At 45.8% G+C, this 16,226-nt stretch carries 16 protein-coding genes; 8 read left to right on the top strand and 8 right to left on the bottom strand.

The window, feature by feature from the left end:
* Nucleotides 1–107 precede the first annotated feature (107 nt).
* A complete protein-coding gene (gene ppsA, locus HP399_RS11800; RefSeq protein WP_173617237.1) occupies nucleotides 108–2,723 on the top strand; it encodes a phosphoenolpyruvate synthase in 2,616 nt (871 codons plus the stop codon).
* 87 nt (nucleotides 2,724–2,810) lie between these two features.
* Here ppsA and HP399_RS11805 read toward each other — a convergent pair whose 3' ends face one another.
* The 6 genes from HP399_RS11805 to HP399_RS11830 form a co-directional block, all read right to left on the bottom strand.
* On the bottom strand, nucleotides 2,811–3,026 hold the full coding sequence (locus HP399_RS11805) for a spore germination protein (RefSeq protein ID WP_007717765.1): 216 nt from the start codon (nucleotides 3,024–3,026) through the stop codon (nucleotides 2,811–2,813).
* 3 nt (nucleotides 3,027–3,029) lie between these two features.
* Nucleotides 3,030–3,422, bottom strand: coding sequence for a spore germination protein GerPE (locus HP399_RS11810; RefSeq protein ID WP_173617238.1), 393 nt, complete (start codon nucleotides 3,420–3,422; stop codon nucleotides 3,030–3,032).
* A gap of 100 nt (nucleotides 3,423–3,522) precedes the next feature.
* On the bottom strand, nucleotides 3,523–3,573 hold the full coding sequence (locus tag HP399_RS31130; protein WP_173617508.1) for a hypothetical protein: 51 nt from the start codon (nucleotides 3,571–3,573) through the stop codon (nucleotides 3,523–3,525).
* Between the two features lie 51 nt (nucleotides 3,574–3,624).
* Nucleotides 3,625–4,239: a spore germination protein GerPC gene (locus HP399_RS11820; RefSeq protein WP_173617239.1), complete on the bottom strand. Its 615-nt coding sequence runs from the start codon at nucleotides 4,237–4,239 to the stop codon at nucleotides 3,625–3,627.
* A 15-nt stretch (nucleotides 4,240–4,254) separates the two neighbouring features.
* Entirely contained in the window at nucleotides 4,255–4,500 is a 246-nt protein-coding gene (locus tag HP399_RS11825) for a spore germination protein GerPB (RefSeq protein WP_173617240.1), read from the bottom strand.
* Nucleotides 4,497–4,748 (bottom strand): spore germination protein, encoded by a 252-nt coding sequence (locus HP399_RS11830; RefSeq protein WP_016740748.1) that lies wholly within the window; start codon nucleotides 4,746–4,748, stop codon nucleotides 4,497–4,499. Before HP399_RS11830 ends, HP399_RS11825 begins: the two co-directional genes overlap by 4 nt.
* 147 nt (nucleotides 4,749–4,895) lie before the next feature.
* Here HP399_RS11830 and HP399_RS11835 point away from each other — a divergent pair, with 147 nt between their 5' ends.
* Nucleotides 4,896–5,093 carry a hypothetical protein gene (locus HP399_RS11835; protein ID WP_144614134.1) on the top strand — a complete coding sequence of 66 codons (198 nt, stop codon included), beginning with the start codon at nucleotides 4,896–4,898 and terminating at the stop codon, nucleotides 5,091–5,093.
* A gap of 9 nt (nucleotides 5,094–5,102) precedes the next feature.
* Here HP399_RS11835 and shc read toward each other — a convergent pair whose 3' ends face one another.
* Nucleotides 5,103–7,085: a squalene--hopene cyclase gene (gene shc, locus HP399_RS11840; RefSeq protein WP_173617241.1), complete on the bottom strand. Its 1,983-nt coding sequence runs from the start codon at nucleotides 7,083–7,085 to the stop codon at nucleotides 5,103–5,105.
* On the opposite strand from shc, the gene HP399_RS11845 reads away from it, so the two are divergent.
* The 6 genes from HP399_RS11845 (at nucleotide 7,058) to HP399_RS11870 (ending at nucleotide 13,129) form a co-directional block, all read left to right on the top strand.
* Nucleotides 7,058–8,191, top strand: coding sequence for a DUF2515 domain-containing protein (locus HP399_RS11845; RefSeq protein ID WP_173617242.1), 1,134 nt, complete (start codon nucleotides 7,058–7,060; stop codon nucleotides 8,189–8,191). The two genes, shc and HP399_RS11845, sit on opposite strands and share 28 nt — an antisense overlap.
* A gap of 85 nt (nucleotides 8,192–8,276) precedes the next feature.
* On the top strand, nucleotides 8,277–10,535 hold the full coding sequence (locus tag HP399_RS11850; protein ID WP_173617243.1) for a type IA DNA topoisomerase: 2,259 nt from the start codon (nucleotides 8,277–8,279) through the stop codon (nucleotides 10,533–10,535).
* Between the two features lie 116 nt (nucleotides 10,536–10,651).
* A complete protein-coding gene (locus HP399_RS11855; RefSeq protein WP_007717775.1) occupies nucleotides 10,652–11,317 on the top strand; it encodes a PspA/IM30 family protein in 666 nt (221 codons plus the stop codon).
* Between the two features lie 66 nt (nucleotides 11,318–11,383).
* The gene (locus HP399_RS11860; RefSeq protein WP_173617244.1) at nucleotides 11,384–11,788 is read left to right on the top strand and encodes a DUF350 domain-containing protein; all 405 of its coding nucleotides are present in this window, start codon (nucleotides 11,384–11,386) and stop codon (nucleotides 11,786–11,788) included.
* Between the two features lie 25 nt (nucleotides 11,789–11,813).
* Nucleotides 11,814–12,320, top strand: coding sequence for a DUF4178 domain-containing protein (locus HP399_RS11865; protein ID WP_173617245.1), 507 nt, complete (start codon nucleotides 11,814–11,816; stop codon nucleotides 12,318–12,320).
* Nucleotides 12,321–12,337: 17 nt separating this feature from the next.
* Nucleotides 12,338–13,129 carry a DUF4247 domain-containing protein gene (locus tag HP399_RS11870; protein WP_173617246.1) on the top strand — a complete coding sequence of 264 codons (792 nt, stop codon included), beginning with the start codon at nucleotides 12,338–12,340 and terminating at the stop codon, nucleotides 13,127–13,129.
* Nucleotides 13,130–13,206: 77 nt separating this feature from the next.
* Here HP399_RS11870 and HP399_RS11875 read toward each other — a convergent pair whose 3' ends face one another.
* Nucleotides 13,207–16,122 carry a collagenase gene (locus tag HP399_RS11875; protein WP_173617247.1) on the bottom strand — a complete coding sequence of 972 codons (2,916 nt, stop codon included), beginning with the start codon at nucleotides 16,120–16,122 and terminating at the stop codon, nucleotides 13,207–13,209.
* Nucleotides 16,123–16,226 lie beyond the last annotated feature (104 nt).

A 16,226-nucleotide genomic window follows, 5' to 3' on the forward strand; every position in this document is an offset into this window, starting at 1 on the left:
TTCATTATATATATTCATAGTTATTGCATCTTTCACTTTAATCGTACCATGCTGGTGAACTCTTGTCAAATGTTTTTTCTCAATTTAATGGTTAGGAGAGATATTGAATGAGTTCTTTGGTTCTCAGTTTTCAGGAGATGGAAAAAACGCAGCTTTTGCTCGTTGGCGGAAAAGGGTTACATTTAGGGGAATTGTCAAAAATTCAAGGAATACAAGTACCGGAAGGATTTTGTGTGACAACAGTGGGATATCAAAAGGCCATCGAACAAAACGAAACGTATCGTGCTTTGTTGGATCGACTAGCCATGCTAAAAGTACAAGATCGAGATCAAATTGGTGAAATCAGCAGGAAGATTCGCCAATTCATTATGGAAGTAGAAATTCCTTCCGATGTTGTGAAAGCCGTTACTCATTATCTCTCCCAATTCAGAGAGGAGCATGCTTATGCAGTGCGTTCCAGTGCGACTGCTGAAGATTTACCACATGCCTCTTTTGCAGGTCAACAAGACACCTATTTAAATATTATTGGTAAAGAAGCAATCTTGCAGCACATCAGTAAATGTTGGGCTTCTCTATTTACGGATCGCGCGGTAATCTACCGTATGCAAAATGGATTTGACCACCGTCACGTTTATTTATCCGTTATCGTTCAAAAAATGGTTTTCCCACAGGCTTCCGGAATTTTATTTACCGCTGATCCCATTACATCCAACCGGAAGTTGCTATCGATCGACGCCAGTTATGGACTTGGAGAGGCACTGGTCTCTGGCCTGGTATCTGCTGATTGTTATAAAGTGCAGGAAGGGGAAATCGTCGATAAGAGGATAGCAACCAAAAAATTGGCTATCTATGGACGAAAAGAAGGTGGAACAGAGACAAAGCAGATCGATCCTGATCAGCAAAAGACCCAAACTCTTACGGAACCACAAATATTACAACTGGCACGCATTGGAAGACAGATCGAAGCTTATTTTGGTTGCCCACAAGATATCGAATGGTGTTTGGTTGATGATACTTTTTCTATTGTCCAGAGCCGTCCAATCACGACTTTATACCCCATCCCTGAAGCAAATGATCAAGAAAATCACGTCTATGTATCTGTTGGTCATCAACAAATGATGACCGACCCCATGAAACCATTGGGACTGTCTTTTTTCCTGTTAACGACTCCGGCACCTATGCGTAAAGCAGGAGGAAGGTTGTTTGTTGATGTTACAAATATGTTAGCTTCACCTGATAGCAGACAAATCATATTAGATACCCTGGGACAATCCGATCCGCTTATAAAAGACGCGCTTCTGACCGTAATAGAGCGAGGAGATTTTATACCATTGTTACCCATAGATAAAAAAGAGCAGAGTCCTGGTAAAAGCAAGAAAGGTATGTCGTCTTTGGGTTTTCAAGAACAATTCGAAAACGATCCGATCATTGTTTCTGATTTGATTAAGCGTAGTCAAGCATCGATCGAAGAGTTAAAGCATGACATCCAAACGAAATCAGGAGCGGATTTATTTGATTTTATTCGAGAAGACATTCAGCAATTAAAGAAGATTTTATTTGATCCACAAACCATTGGTGTGATTACGGCTGCTATGAATGCTTCAAAATGGATCAATGAAAAAATGAACGAGTGGTTGGGGGAAAAAAACGTAGCAGACACGCTTTCTCAGTCTGTGCCACACAATATTACGTCGGAAATGGGACTGGCGCTCATGGATGTTGCAGATGTGGTTCGTCCTTATCCAGAAGTAATTGATTTTTTACAGCGTGTAAAAGAAGATAACTTTTTGGATGATTTGGTTCAGTTTGAAGGTGGACAGGAAACGCAAGACGCAATCTATGCTTATCTCACGAAATACGGAATGCGATGTGCCGGAGAAATCGATATAACGAAAACGCGTTGGAGTGAAAAACCAATGACGCTTGTCCCCATAATTCTAGGTAACATCAAAAACTTTGAGCCGAATGCTGGCAATCGGAAATTCGAACAAGGGCGACAGGAAGCTTTGGAAAAAGAGCAAGAGCTATTAGAGCGATTGAAGCAATTACCGGATGGTGAACAAAAATCCAAAGAAACAAAACAAATGATCGACCTCATCCGGAATTTCAGTGGGTTTAGGGAATATCCAAAATACGGCATGGTGAATCGCTACTTCGTTTATAAGCAGGCTTTACTGAAAGAAGCCGAGCAACTCGTACAAGCAAGTGTTATTCATGAAAAAGAAGATATATACTATCTCACTTTTGAAGAACTTTACGAGGTCGTACGCACAAACAAACCGGATGATCAGATCATCAGCAAACGAAAAGACGATTGCAAGTTTTTTAAAAAACTGACTCCCCCACGTGTAATCACGTCTGATGGTGAAATCATTACAGGTGAGTACAAACGAGAAAATCTGCCAGCCAATGCGATTGTAGGTCTACCTGTTTCTTCCGGGGTTATAGAGGGGCGAGCACGAGTCATCGTAAACATGGAAGATGCTGATCTAGAAGATGGAGATATATTAGTCACCTCCTTTACTGACCCTGGCTGGACACCGTTGTTTGTATCCATAAAAGGTCTTGTCACCGAAGTCGGTGGACTGATGACCCATGGGGCAGTGATCGCGCGTGAATATGGCTTGCCAGCAGTTGTCGGCGTGGAACATGCTACCACTCTGATAAAAGACGGGCAACGAATTCGCGTGCATGGAACAGAAGGGTATATTGAAATATTGTAGTCAGGGGGGCCTCGTGCCTCCTTTTTTGTTTCGTTTTTCAGCCAAAATAAAAACAGTGTCAATGAAAAGACATTAACACTGCCGGGATTAGATGTTCCCAAACATCGGTTGATCGACGACATTGGGGTCCAGTGTATTCGTTGCGTTGACACCATTGAGCGTGTTGACTACGTTACCTGTGTTGCCGCCTCCTGAACCGGAGAATGTCTTGGCGGCTGTTTTTGGCGATATGTTGAGCGTATCTCCGAAGTTAACTGTACCCGAATTATTATTGATATTGACAGCTCCAATGACAGAAGGCACAGTTTACCCCCTCCCTCCAGTTTTTGGTTCTTCTTGGAAAATGTGACGAATATTTACGACTCGTGTTTCGAGTTTTATGGATTCGTTCGAACCAACATGGATGACGGAGGATCCTGCTACGAAAGGGACTTCCACTTTTCGAATGAAAATGTACGGGCAGTCGTGGAACGTATCGATGCAAATCGGATCTGAGAGACTAGGGGGAGTTAAAGGTACGGAAAAGGTCGAGTAATTCTCAAACATAAATTCATTTTCATAGAAGATGGCCTGCTCACGTTGGACGGCTAATATGTTTGCGACAGCGTCAATCTGCCGGGAATCACCTATTTGCAGAACAGATGAGGTATCGACCGAGAGAACATCCAGCTTACGGACATGACTGGTCCTTCGGTACATGGTGACAACCCTCCTTATGAAGCGGGCAGCGCAGTATCAATCGGGATCGTGGCTCCGACAATCATTTTTTCGGGTGGCGTTTCATAAATCGCTCTGAGGTCTACTGTCTGCGTGTCCCCAATAAACAAGGAAGCGGAAGAAGTGAGAGCACTGACGGAGACCCTCTTTACACAAATGGCTTCGTTTATCACTTGATACCTCATCATGGTTCGTTCACCTCACGAGGCAAATTTTTCACGAATGTTTCGCAGGTCTTGTCGATATCCCGTTTCACTTTTTGGACTGTCTTTTGTACGAAAACATCGAGCTGCTCTGGTTCTAGTTCATCGGTAGGGAGCTCACTCAGGTAATACTTAATCCGTTGATCGATCTGCTTTTTAATGTCATCCAAGATAAAGGCACGATAATTGTTATCCAGTGGATAGTTGCACTCTGTTTCGATTCTTTCAAGAACGAGGTAGGCATCTTGCTCCAAGTATTGATAAATTTCTTTCTGGACACGGTTAAAAAGTGGGGCAGTGCTTTGGTACGGATTAGGGACATCCATCGATTGATTGATGGAAAAATCACCGATTCCTGCATCATTTCCTTTCGGGTTTAAACCGATATTGAGAGTCCCTTCCAGTCGCTCAACTTTTAGCAGATCGAATTTGTACTCGTTTTTGATGACGGAAGGAATCTGTTTTTCCTTGAGATCATTTACATCTTGCTGCAGCTGTTCAATCATTTGCTTCAATTTCTCGATCTTATCATTTTGCAATTGTATATAGTCATGTAACTGTTGCATATACTGCATCATTTCGGGATCCATGTACATGACGACCATCCTTCTTCATCTAAGAGTGCCAGAGCGAACAGGTGAAGGCTGAACCAATGGAATGAGGGGCACGAATTCTTCCGCACCGGTTGTGGGGAGAGGCCCCACCTGTGGAGCTGGCTCTGTGAATCCGCCGGTGTTGTAAAGCTTGGATACGGGCTTGATAATCCCTGCGCTTCCTATTTGGCACACCGAAGAGTTGCTTATGCCTTCGATCTTGAGCGAATTGATTACGATATGTTGCGTAACAAAAAAATTCATGCGAAATCTCGTCCCTTTGCCCTGAAATCGTTCGTTTCTTCTACAAAAAGCGGGATATCATTATCGGATTGTTCATTGACGTAGACGACGCTACGTGGAATTTTAAAGGACAGATTGGTACCAGAATTGAATGATCCTCCACCCGCGAAGGTTTTGGCATAAGTGGTAGGTGCGATTTTACGGACGTCTCCGACATTGAAAACGCCGCCCACGTTGTTTACATTGATGACTCCAACGAATGCTGGCATGTTCGGCACATCCTTTTGGGAGAGATCCTCTCTGTATTGTATGTCGTAGGCCAGTGGGTGTTCATACCTGTTTTTGCGACCGAACCAGTGTAAGCAGCATACGATGTATGGATAGGCGCGAGTTATAGGAAAAGGAGAAAAAGTTCCATGAATATGAAGGTGACGAATAAAAAAATTGACGTCGGTGATTTCAGCTTTGGTGGAGTAACTAAGTCGTCGATTGTGCTGATTGGGGACACCGATGTCCTTTCCTGCTACTCAATATTTGATACGCCGCCACACGCCGTGATTTATTCACCCCAAGTTCCTCTCCAGCCGTTAGACCTTGGCTTGCGAAGAGGGTAGAGGTGTTTTTTACTGGTTCGCGTATTTCGTCTGGTAGTGGCTGAGAGCCAGCAACGGCCAAATCCAACGATAGCTGTGATAAGCAAAGTAAGTGCCGCCAGGACGGCCCCCGCCAGTCGGGTAGCGAGTCGTCCAGTCATTTGCTTGATTGTGAGTGAGCAAATAGTGAATCCCTCGTTGAAGCTCTGCTGTCGGCTTGGATGACACGGCTATCAGTGCATCGGTTGCCCATGCCGTCTGCGAGGGAGTACTTGCTCCGAGGGGGACGTACGTTTTTTTCTGGTCGCTTTGGCAAGATTCGCCCCAGCCGCCGTCGGGATTTTGATTGGCAACCAACCACGAAACCGCTTTTTGGATGGCGGGATCAGTAGGGGAAAAGCCAATCGCCATCAGCCCGGTAATCGCAGCCCATGTACCGTATAGGTAAGCAATTCCCCAACGTCCATACCAGGAGCCGTCTGACTCTTGATGTTTGAGAAGCCAGCGGACTCCTTTTTCTACATGTGGGTCAGTCAATGTTCGGCCGGCATAGTTTCCGAGGAACTCTAAGGTCCTCCCTGTCAAATCGGCAGAGGAGGGATCTGTACTGACGGTATCGGCACCTTCGATCGGCAGGTGGCGAATGAAATCAGCATCTGTATTTCGTTCAAAAGCAGGCCAGCCCCCATCGTCGTTTTGCATCGATAATAGCCATTCGAGACCGCGTTTCCAAGCGGCTGCTGTTGTTATATCCGTGCGGGCGAGCAGGCGCAGAGAGCGCAGAGCTGCCGTCGTATCATCAATATCCGGATTCATGGTGTTGTAGTCAGAAAAGCCCCAACCGCCAGGCTTTCCTTTTGGATTGCGGATTTTCCAGTCACCGTACGTATGCTGCTGCTTTTGGAGAAGGTAACGATTTGCTTTTTGAATCGCGGGATGTGTGGTAGGAAGTCCGCTTTTTTGCAGGGAAGAAGCCAAGAGCGCAGTGTCCCAGACGGCTGAGGTAGCTAGCTGCAAATGTGCGCCGTTTTCATAATCGTAGACACTATTCGCAAGCCCCTGCATCGCTTTTTGGATGAGTGGGTCTTTCGGAGAAAACCCCCGAGCGAGCAGCGCAAATATCATGAAAAAGGTAGAGGTCGAATAATTGTACAGAGTTCCGTCCGGCTCGATTCGCGCCAGGATGTATTGTTCCAGACGCCGTAGGGCGAGCTTATGTAGTTGTCCGGGCAAAAAGGGGAGACTTTGCAAGGAATCGTGGATGGTAGCGAGGAACGATTGGCCCTCTTTGAGGAAATGATCTAGGAATCGATGCGGATATAGCCCGCGAGTGATAGGTGTATCTGCGTATAGATCGGACAAGTCTGGCGCATTGTCAGGCTTTTTTACATATTTGCGATCAGCCACAATCATCATGGGGGCAAGATGGACACGTGCGTAGCTGACAAAATCGTAAAAGCTGACAGGGAAGCTCGGGGGCAATAGTGCAATCTCGACGGGAACGAGAAAATGCGAGGGCCATTGGTATTGGCCTGTCAGGGCTGTAGAGAATTTGGTCAGCAGGTTCGCTTGTGTCAGCCCACCCTTTTCCAAAATAAAGGAGCGAGCCAGGGCCATTCTCGGTTCGTCCTTCGTGTATTTGCCTGATAGTAGAAGGGCGTAATACGAATCAATCGTCGTAGATAGATGGCCTTCATGCTCGTCAGGATACAGCTTCCATGCCCCATTATCGTGTTGGAGAGACGTGATGTGAGCAGTGAGCTTCTCCATCAAACGCTCATCATGAATACCCAGCGTGCGCAATAGGATGATCATGTGAGAATCTGTCATCGGTGAGCTTTCCAAACAAAAGCGCCAAGTGCCATCCTCTTGTTGGCGCTGTAACAAAAAGGCTTGAATGCGGTTCATTTCTTGCTGAACTTCACGCAACTCATTCACCTCCCGATAAAATACGGCACCAAAGGAAGAGAGGGGGAAGAGCATCGATGGGTTTGTCGTGGTACCAATACGCATCTCGCTTGCCGCTTGCCAAAAATCTGGGGAAAGTCCGTACGGCGACAGCACCATTGCCAGCACAAGATCAAAAGACGGTAGAGCGGATTAGACAGGAGACGCTCGCCCAAAACCGTGACAATATCGACAGAACGCGCGCCTATTTGTCGTTTTATCAAAAACATCCACAAATTCATTGGGCGTTATTGGCCCATCTCGTATCGCGCAATGCGGGATGGAGTATGACCGATTTGCGGGGAGAATTATTGCCTCGCTTGCTGCGAACAAAAGAGCAGCAGGATTATTTTTCGTTTTTGGAGCGGGGAAACTGGCTGATTTTTCACGATGCGTACCCTCAATTGTTACTGTATGAAGAGAGTGTCAGGCGACAGACCAACCTTTTTTATATACTGCCTCATTTGGGCGTGTCTACTTTCATGCAGGCGATCTGGAATCATTTCTGGAAGACCACTGACAAAGAGCTACTCACCATTGGATTGATTATCAATGAACAAAACTATTTGGAAGAACAGGTTATGAAAGACCCGGCCTATCAAAATTCAGTTGTCCGAACAATCCCGTTTGTCCTGCAGGAGCTTTTGCAACTGAACATGATCTTGCTTCCCTATCGGAAAGTGACTGATGTGCAGGGAAGCTCCTTGCAGCTCGCGGGTGAGCGAGTGTTTCATTTTGCCTCCTTACCGGAGAGAATCACCTTGGGAAAAAGGCTGTACAGTCTGCTGTTCGGTGGTACGAATAGGCAGGAGCCTGTGTGCACTTGGGCATTGGAACAGCCACACACAGGTTCGCGAAAAGATTATTGGCCCCATCTCTTTCACGATGTGAATGATACAGCTCCTGGCAAGCCTTATCAGGTAAAACTAATGAACTGTCAGCTGCGTTCAGGGGCAAAGCGGCTATTTTCCCCAACGTTGCGCCAAGTTTGGAAGCCTATCCACCATGAGCCGCCAAAGGAGTTCGATTGGTACAAAAACAAGAGCGATGTATGGCGTGTGCTAACTCAGAGGGAGGAGACAGCAAATGCAGCAGAGATGAGTGAAGCGTATTGTCAGGCGTTGGCAAAAATCGAGTGGGCTGTCGCAGCCAGAACGAGAATACTTAGCTAACTTGTAGTAAAATAGAGTGGAATCCAGAACGTAAGACTAATCCTCGACGGGTTGCTTAGAGAGTTTTAGAAGGAGCGATTATCATTTGAAGACACTAATTATTGCGGAGAAACCTGACATGGGACGAAATATTGCCGCCGCAATAGATCCTAAAGCTAAAAATCACCGCACCTATTTAGAAGGTGAAAAATACATTATTACGTGGGCAATCGGGCACTTAATTGAACTGGCGGAACCGGAGGCGTACGATCAAAAATATAAAAAGTGGAACATCAATGATCTTCCTATCATTCCCGATCCATTTAAGCTAGTGCCCAATCGGAAAACATTCGATCAGCTAAAAATGATCGGGCAGTTGGCCAAACGAAGCAATCTGCTGATTAATGCATGCGATGCCGGGCGGGAAGGTCAACACATCTTTTCACTCATTCAGCGACATCTAAAATTGAGCCACCCCGTTAAAAGACTGTGGATCTCGGATTTGACCCCTGAAACGATCAGGAAAGGATTTGCGGAGATGAAGGATGCCGCAGCCTATGAAAACTTAACGAGGGCAGCAAAATCTCGTAGTGAAGCCGATTGGCTAATCGGGATGAATGGCTCGCGTGCATTTACGACCAAACATAACGTGCTCCTTTCTGTCGGACGAGTACAGACCCCTGTCCTTGCTCTTATTTATGATCGCCAGAAACAGATTGAGGCTTTCTCATCGGTTACGTTTTTTCAAGTGGAAGGGCATTTTTCGCAGGGTGAGAGGATGTACAAGGGTCTTTGGCAAGGTGATCGCTTAACCGATTCATCTAAAGCAGAAATGTTGGCTCGTAAAGTGAAAGGAAAACAAGGGCGGATAGCATCCTACGAAGTAAAGGATACCAAGGAGTATCCATTTAAGCTGTATGACCTGACATTGCTGCAACGTGAGGCCAATGGCAAGTACGGTTTTTCCGCTAAAAAAACCTTGGATGTAGCACAGGCACTCTATGAAAAACACAAAGTGATTTCTTATCCGAGGACGAATTCCAACTATGTGACAGAGCAAAATATTCCCGAAATGCACAACACCTTGTCGTCCTTGCAAGGCACTGGATATGACGCTCTGGTAAAGGGTGCAAACCGTAGTTTGGTTCATAAAGGCAACAAATTTATATGTAATCCAGCAAAGGTAGACGACCACCATGCTATCCTGCCGACAAATCGAAAGGCTTCAGGGCTTACGCCAGATGAGCAGAAGCTATACGATTTGATCGTGCGCCGCTTTCTGTCACAGTTTTATCCGCCAGCTGAATATAAGATGCATACGATCATAACCGATGTGGAAAATGAAATGTTCAAAACGTCGGTGAAAGAACGGAAAAGTCTCGGTTGGAAGATTATTTATGCCGATCAGCAGAAGGAAAAGCCCAAGAGTGTGAAAGGTGCGGCCAAAGAAGAAGAGGATAAAGAAGAGATTGAAGTGAACGAGCCTTTTATCATTCAATCTGATGCCAGTGTAGTATGCTCGGATGCGATGGTAAAGGAGAAAGAAACACAGCCGCCCAAGCATTTTACGGAAGGAACGCTCCTAAAGGCCATGGAAAGCGCAGGTAAGCAAATCGAGGACGAGGAACTGCGTGATGCGATGAAAGAATCTGGTCTGGGAACTCCGGCAACTCGTGCAGCTACCATCGAACGACTGAAAAAGGTCGGATACGTTGAGATGCAGGGGAAAAAGGTTCAACTTACGCTAAAAGGCCGTACCGTTATCGAATTGATTAGGGGAGCAGGTATCGAACTATTAACCTCTCCTGAAATGACGGGGCATTGGGAGCGCCGCTTGAATGAGATCTCCCGAGGGACCGCCTCCGACGGGCAATTTATGGAGAATGTGAAGAAATTCGCTACAATGATCGTAGAAAAGGTTCGCGTACAATCTCGTGCTGAGAAGACCTTGTTTGAGAGTGAGAGTACCACTCAGAAAGGATCTTCGAAAACAAGAGGACGAGCTGGCGGGCGAAGTACAGGTAGATCAAGTAGCAGTAATGCCACAACAAAGGCTTCAACTCGAACAGTAGCAAAGACCACTCGTACAACTTCGAGTATCATCACCAAATGTCCACGACCGGGTTGCGGAGGCTCCATTTTCATGGGACGCAAAGGTTACGGTTGTTCGAATTACAACGTAGGCTGTAAATTCGTCATATGGAAAGAGAATTACGGGCGAATGCTGACGGATACACAGATTAAAGCACTCATTGAAAAAGGCAAAACAGGTAAAATGAAGCTTGAACGTCAGGATGGGACACAATTTCAAGCAAAGCTTATTTTGAAAAGTGTAGAATCGGGCGAACTTACTTTCGAGCAGTAATCCAATAAAAAAATAAATTATTGAAACTTACTTGCGTAATGATCGTAAATACAGGTATAACGGGGACGGCAAATTCAGGCCGAACTACCTAGCAGGTACTTAAGGAGGAATATTCCATGTCCATTTTTAAAAGACTGCGTGATTTGACCATGTCCAATTTGTACGCTTTGATTGAGAAAGCAGAAGATCCAATCAAAATGACAGACCAGTATTTGCGTGATATGCAAGAAGACTTGAATGAAGCAGAGAAAGCGGTTGCCGCCCAAATTGCTTTGGAAAAGAAATTCAAGGTACTGTATGAAGAACAGGAAGCCTTGGTGAAAAAGCGTGATGAGCAAGCTCATATCGCAGCACAAGCGCAGAACATCGATCTGGCTCGACGAGCTCTGGAAGAAAAGAAAGCCGCCGAGCAAAAAATGAACGAATACAAGGATAGCTACGAGAAAAACAAGCTGGCAGCCGATGGATTGCGCGAGAAGCTGGCTGAAATGAAAAAACAGATTACCGAGCTGAAAAACAAGCGCGAAACATTAGTTGCCCGCGTCAATGCAGCCAAAGCGCAAAAGACGATCAACCAGGCGATGGGTGGCTTCGACACGAACTCGGCTATGTCTGGCTTGAAACGCATGGAAGAAAAAGCACTGCAAATGGAAGCAGAAGCAGAAGCCAGCGGCGAGATTTACAAAAAACAGAGCTCTTTAGATGATGAAATTGCGAAGCTGAATAAGGATCAAGCCGTTGAGGACGAACTGGCTGCTCTGTTGAAAAAATATGAGGGGTAAACCGCTTCAGGCGGTTTCCCTTTTTTTCAGACCTTAAACACCTTGACGAAAGTGGAGTGATTCGCTTTGACGTGGACAGAAATACTAGGGATGCTGGTTTGGACAGGAGCCGGCGGCATTTTACTTTTTGTTTTGATGTGGATCGATTCGTTGTTTACGAAATACAAGGACATCACGGAAATCAAAAATGGAAACATCGCGGTCACGACGCGTTTTGTCATGAAGCTGTTTGCGCAAGGATACATCTTATCGCAATCTATTATGACTTCCAACCTATTGTGGACAGCACTGCTCGTTTCTGTGCTCTCATTTATCATTCTGTTCCTTTTGGAGAGAATCGTGGAGTGGCTGTTAAAGCAAGTGGCCGGACTGGACTTGGAAAAAGGGACGCAGGAAGGAAAAGTGGCACATGCCATGATGGCGGGTTCATTCCATCTCGTGGGTGCCTTGATTTTGGCTGCATGTCTGTAAGACGTGATAGGGAAGGGAGTACAGCATGAGTTTGATGAAGCGAATCCAAAACATTTTTGCCAAGCATGAGCCTCCTGCACCTGAGAAGAGCATCCTGACGGTGGGACCGGGTGATGTGGTCGATGTATCGCTCGTTACCTATCAAGTAATAGGGAAGGCGAGTAATGCGAGTCGCAAAGCCACAATGCTTACGTTGCAGGATGGAACGACCATTCGCTACCTGTATATCGAGGAACGGGAGAAGGTTGTCTATCATCTGTATAGCGTGATTGATGGACGACTGGATTCAATAGACGAAGTACCAACTACAATCGAGATGGACGATGTTACCTACCATTTGGAGGAGCAATATAATGGCTCCGTCCAGACTGTGGGGAAAGCGCCGTTTCACACATCAGGGGAGCAGTACATCTGGCAATTCCAATCCGATCAACGCCAGTTGCTGCGAATCGAGTGGCAGGATGGCCGTTTTATGCTCTATGAGGGAGAAAGTGTTCTGCCAGCGGATGTGCAGGTGCTGCGCGGCACATAGAGAGGAGGGACAAGTACATGCCAAATCCATGGATGAAATCAATCAAGCTCCTGCTGATTCCGGCGTTGTTCCTCCTTACGCTAGCGGGTTGTGGCAGCCCTGCGGTTGGCGAGACATATCCGCTTGAATCTGTCTCAACCAAGGACAATGGACAGTCGTCACGCGTCTATCGTGCGGAAGACAAGACTGTACCGGAGGTAGCCTTGGAGCTGGCGGAGCAGAATACGCCAGATGAAATCTCCAAAGAAGATCCGCAGCATATGTTCCTCATTTACCCGGACGAGATATACCATCTGCAGCAAGACGCTGCCAAGCCGACGGATACGTTGATCGAGGTCGACAGCAAAGAGTACGTCCGGCAAAACTACGATTCTTCGTTTTTGCAGGGATACATTGTAGCTAGCGTACTGGATGATTTGTTCGACGGGCTTAAGAAAAGTAAAAAGGGCAGCTATCGTGGCTACTCTAGCAAGGATATATACAAGCCTTCCGGAACGTATCGCGTGCCTACAATCGAGGACAAAAAAGTTGCGCCGCCAATTACCAAAGAGGGTACGGGAAGTATTTTCAAACGGAGTAATGCGAAGAACACGGATGGTACGGTAGGTTCTGACGGCAGCCTTTTCAAGAAGCAGGGGGAGTCGTCTTCTAGCGGTAGTTCAGGTAAAATTATTCGTTCTTCCAGCGGACAATCTTCGAAGTCGAGTGGATCTGTCTCATCCAAACGCTCGAGCTTTTCCCCGCCGAAAAGTAAATCGCCTCCACGAACGAAGGTAGGGGGCTCTGGGCGAATTACAAAGCGCCGATAACTGTAAAAAAACAGGAGAGAAACGAACACCCCCAAACGATTTTTGTAGCTCGTTTGGGGGTGTTTTTGTTTTGCAGATTAGCGCTGCTTGGTCTCTACCGTATACACAACGTCTTCATTTTGATATTTGTACACATACAAGTAGTAACGGCCAGGCATTACTTGATAATGGGCGCTTTGCAGATTTCCCTCTGTCTCTTGTGGGTACGCTACAGGCTGATCTTGATTTCCTTCGTGGAATAGCATCCAAGTCACACCTTGTCCCTGCTGAGGGTTCAGAGAAATACGTATTTCTTCTGGCTTATCTACTTGGAAGGCAAAGATATCTTGCCAGTCGTTTCCTTTCATGTCACCTGAAACAGACGTACCTATCGGCAATGGACCATTTGCTTGCTCGATAGAATCATTGCTCTCGCTTTCTTGATAGAGTTGCTCTTGCGGGCTATCTTCACCCGTAACCAATAAGGTAAACGGTTGGTCCTCTTGTCCTGTACGATACGTATAAGCAGTCACATAGTAAGTCCCAGGTTTTGCATCGAATGATCCGATCAGCTTGTTACCTTCACGCTTGGTGGGATAGGCGATGTAGTTCTCTCTATCAGACTCGTGGAATACAAGCCACGCCACTCCATCTCCTTGCTTCGTTTCCATCTCTACTTGAAGCTGTTGGGCTGATTTCACATCGAGACGGAACTCCTGATTCGGTTTTTGTGGATGGATGATACCAGTTATCGACTTGCCCAATGTAATAGACGATTCGTCAGGGGTTGGCTGTTCTGTTTCGGAGCCATCTTCTTGAGCCAGCTTCCCGTGGAACACGACATCATAGGCAAAACGTCCATCTTTTGTCGTACGATAATTGGTGAAGTAGCTCGTAACCGTGTCATAGCCATTCCAGGAAAGATCCGATAACTCCTTGAGGAATCCATCTGTGAGGCGATTCATTTCTTGCCAATCCTGATATTCCCCTTGGGAAGCTCCTCCCGTATAGACCCCGCGCAACGTGAAGCTGCGGAATTCCTCAGAGTCCTTTTCATCTGTTTTTACATCGGTCAGAGAGGCAACCTCTGCGATTTGACGATAAACCTCTTCTTTGCTCGTCACGTCCACTTTTTGTAAGTAATCATCTGAAACGAGAGGGACATCCAACTCTTCATACTGGTCGATCAATTCTTCTAGCGTTTCTTGATAGCCACGTTCAAGAGCGCGATCACGGCTGAAGTCTTCGATCAAGTTATCATAAGCAGATACATCATTGGAACGGATCGTATCATTGATTTTATCCAGACGAGCAAAATCATTCTTGAACATATGGTACTGAAGTGCAAATGAATAGTCGTAGAATGCCAGGGTTCCATATTTGGCACGCATCATATCTGCCGCAGTGTAATCGAGATAAGACGATGCATTTCGGATATTGCCTACAACTGATTGACGAGGCTTGATTCCTTCTGTTCGGGTAGCACCTGCGAAAAACTCAGCTCCGCCTTCTTCATACCAAGGCAAGCGGCTGTTCTCATAAATCTCTCCACGTCCCCACATGCCCGGTACTTCATATCTTCCTTGCAAATAATGGACGAATTCATGACGGAACAGCTCTTCCAGACTGTAGATGCTTTGTTCTTTTGTCCGATCGTAGGTGAAGAAAGTGCCGGTACCCTCAATGTAGATACCACCATTATCTGTGTCGTATCCGTACAAGAAGCGATTCATTTTATATTCATCAGGCGTATTGTAGATGACAATAGTCAGTACATCATCCGGATTACCGCTCTCTAGCTCCTTGTCATTGCCGATGACACGATGAAATTGTGCCTTCACTTCCTTGGATGCCCAATACAAGCGCTCAACCTGTTCTTCTGTTAGTTTATCTCCCGTTTTGAACACAACCGCTCCGCCATCAAAAGTAAATTGCTGCGGAAGATAATGCTTTTTCCCTTCTTTTTTCATTTCCTCGAGGTCGATTTTGTTTCCATTGGCATCCTCGCCATATGTTTCTTCGATTTGTTGCGCGGCAGTGAAGTATGGCTCGCTCCACTTTTTATAAGTTTTCATCGCTTTCGTCAAAATGTCATTGGCTTTGTCTGGATCACTGTAGTAGCTTCCTAATTTCCCTGTGTAATACAAGGCATTGTTCGTCAACCATACGTGATCAGCGGAAGTGTCACCATTTTCCGCCATGTCAAAAATGGGGTCGAGAAATGCGTCGATGCTGCCTTTTAGCTCATCTCTTTCTGAATCATCTACACCCCAAATCAGAACATAGCCAACACCTTGAAGGACGCTGTAAAAGGCCTCGCTTGCTTCGCGATCATCTGACCATTTATCCCGATTGTCGTTAAAGTCCTCCATTACTTTTGACAGAAGACCGATTGTCTCAGAATCAACAGTCGTGTTGCTAATTAATTTTCCCGTAGAACTGATGATTTCGTTTTGGGTCTTTGTACCTAAGTTTAAATTTGGATTGGAAGTAATGGCTTGAAGTGCTGGAATAATGTTTTGCTTATACTTTGGCTCCATCAAATACTTTAATTCATTATTGTAATACCCCAGGTAATACCCCGAACGCAAAACCTCTACATATGTATGTATGCCTTGCTCGTCATCCTTGGTGAAGTTCTTGCCACTCTCTTGCAAGGCATCGATGATCGCCTGAACCCGCTCCCGATCTTCATAAAATTCCTGGGTGTCTTCGTTGTAAGTAAACAGCTCAGGGATTTGCGTCCAACTGATTTCCTTCAACAATTCAACAAGCTCTGAATTGTCTAATGTATTCAGGTGCGAGATGCTGTACTTCTCCTGTTTGGCTGCTTGGCGTACCTGTTGTTTCGACATGTTTTCCTGAACCGGTGTATGACCAATTTGCGAATCATTGGGCTCTTGGGATGGGCTTGGCAGTGTGCTTTTGGCTTGAGCTGCTAGTGGCATGCCTACCGCTACCGTTGAAATTGCAATTGATCCTGCTGTTACCATGCTAATCCATGAACGATTCATTTCTTCATTGACTCCTTTTTCATTCTTTTTGGAAGTAGAATTGAATATTTTATAGTATCGGTATCCAACATGAAAATCCTTACAAATAAAACAAAAGATGACGG

Origin of the sequence: Brevibacillus sp. DP1.3A (genome assembly GCF_013284245.2) — a bacterium.
Taxonomy (GTDB): Bacteria; Bacillota; Bacilli; order Brevibacillales; family Brevibacillaceae; genus Brevibacillus.

Coding starts and splice junctions, on each gene's coding strand:
- ppsA (WP_173617237.1), top strand. CDS start 108: ATGAGTTCTTTGGTTCTCAGTTTTCAGGAGATGGAAAAAACGCAGCTT.
- HP399_RS11810 (WP_173617238.1), bottom strand. CDS start 3,422: ATGTACCGAAGGACCAGTCATGTCCGTAAGCTGGATGTTCTCTCGGTC.
- HP399_RS11820 (WP_173617239.1), bottom strand. CDS start 4,239: ATGTACATGGATCCCGAAATGATGCAGTATATGCAACAGTTACATGAC.
- HP399_RS11825 (WP_173617240.1), bottom strand. CDS start 4,500: ATGAATTTTTTTGTTACGCAACATATCGTAATCAATTCGCTCAAGATC.
- HP399_RS11830 (WP_016740748.1), bottom strand. CDS start 4,748: ATGCCAGCATTCGTTGGAGTCATCAATGTAAACAACGTGGGCGGCGTT.
- HP399_RS11835 (WP_144614134.1), top strand. CDS start 4,896: ATGAATATGAAGGTGACGAATAAAAAAATTGACGTCGGTGATTTCAGC.
- HP399_RS11845 (WP_173617242.1), top strand. CDS start 7,058: ATGGGTTTGTCGTGGTACCAATACGCATCTCGCTTGCCGCTTGCCAAA.
- shc (WP_173617241.1), bottom strand. CDS start 7,085: ATGCGTATTGGTACCACGACAAACCCATCGATGCTCTTCCCCCTCTCT.
- HP399_RS11855 (WP_007717775.1), top strand. CDS start 10,652: ATGTCCATTTTTAAAAGACTGCGTGATTTGACCATGTCCAATTTGTAC.
- HP399_RS11865 (WP_173617245.1), top strand. CDS start 11,814: ATGAGTTTGATGAAGCGAATCCAAAACATTTTTGCCAAGCATGAGCCT.
- HP399_RS11870 (WP_173617246.1), top strand. CDS start 12,338: ATGCCAAATCCATGGATGAAATCAATCAAGCTCCTGCTGATTCCGGCG.
- HP399_RS11875 (WP_173617247.1), bottom strand. CDS start 16,122: ATGAATCGTTCATGGATTAGCATGGTAACAGCAGGATCAATTGCAATT.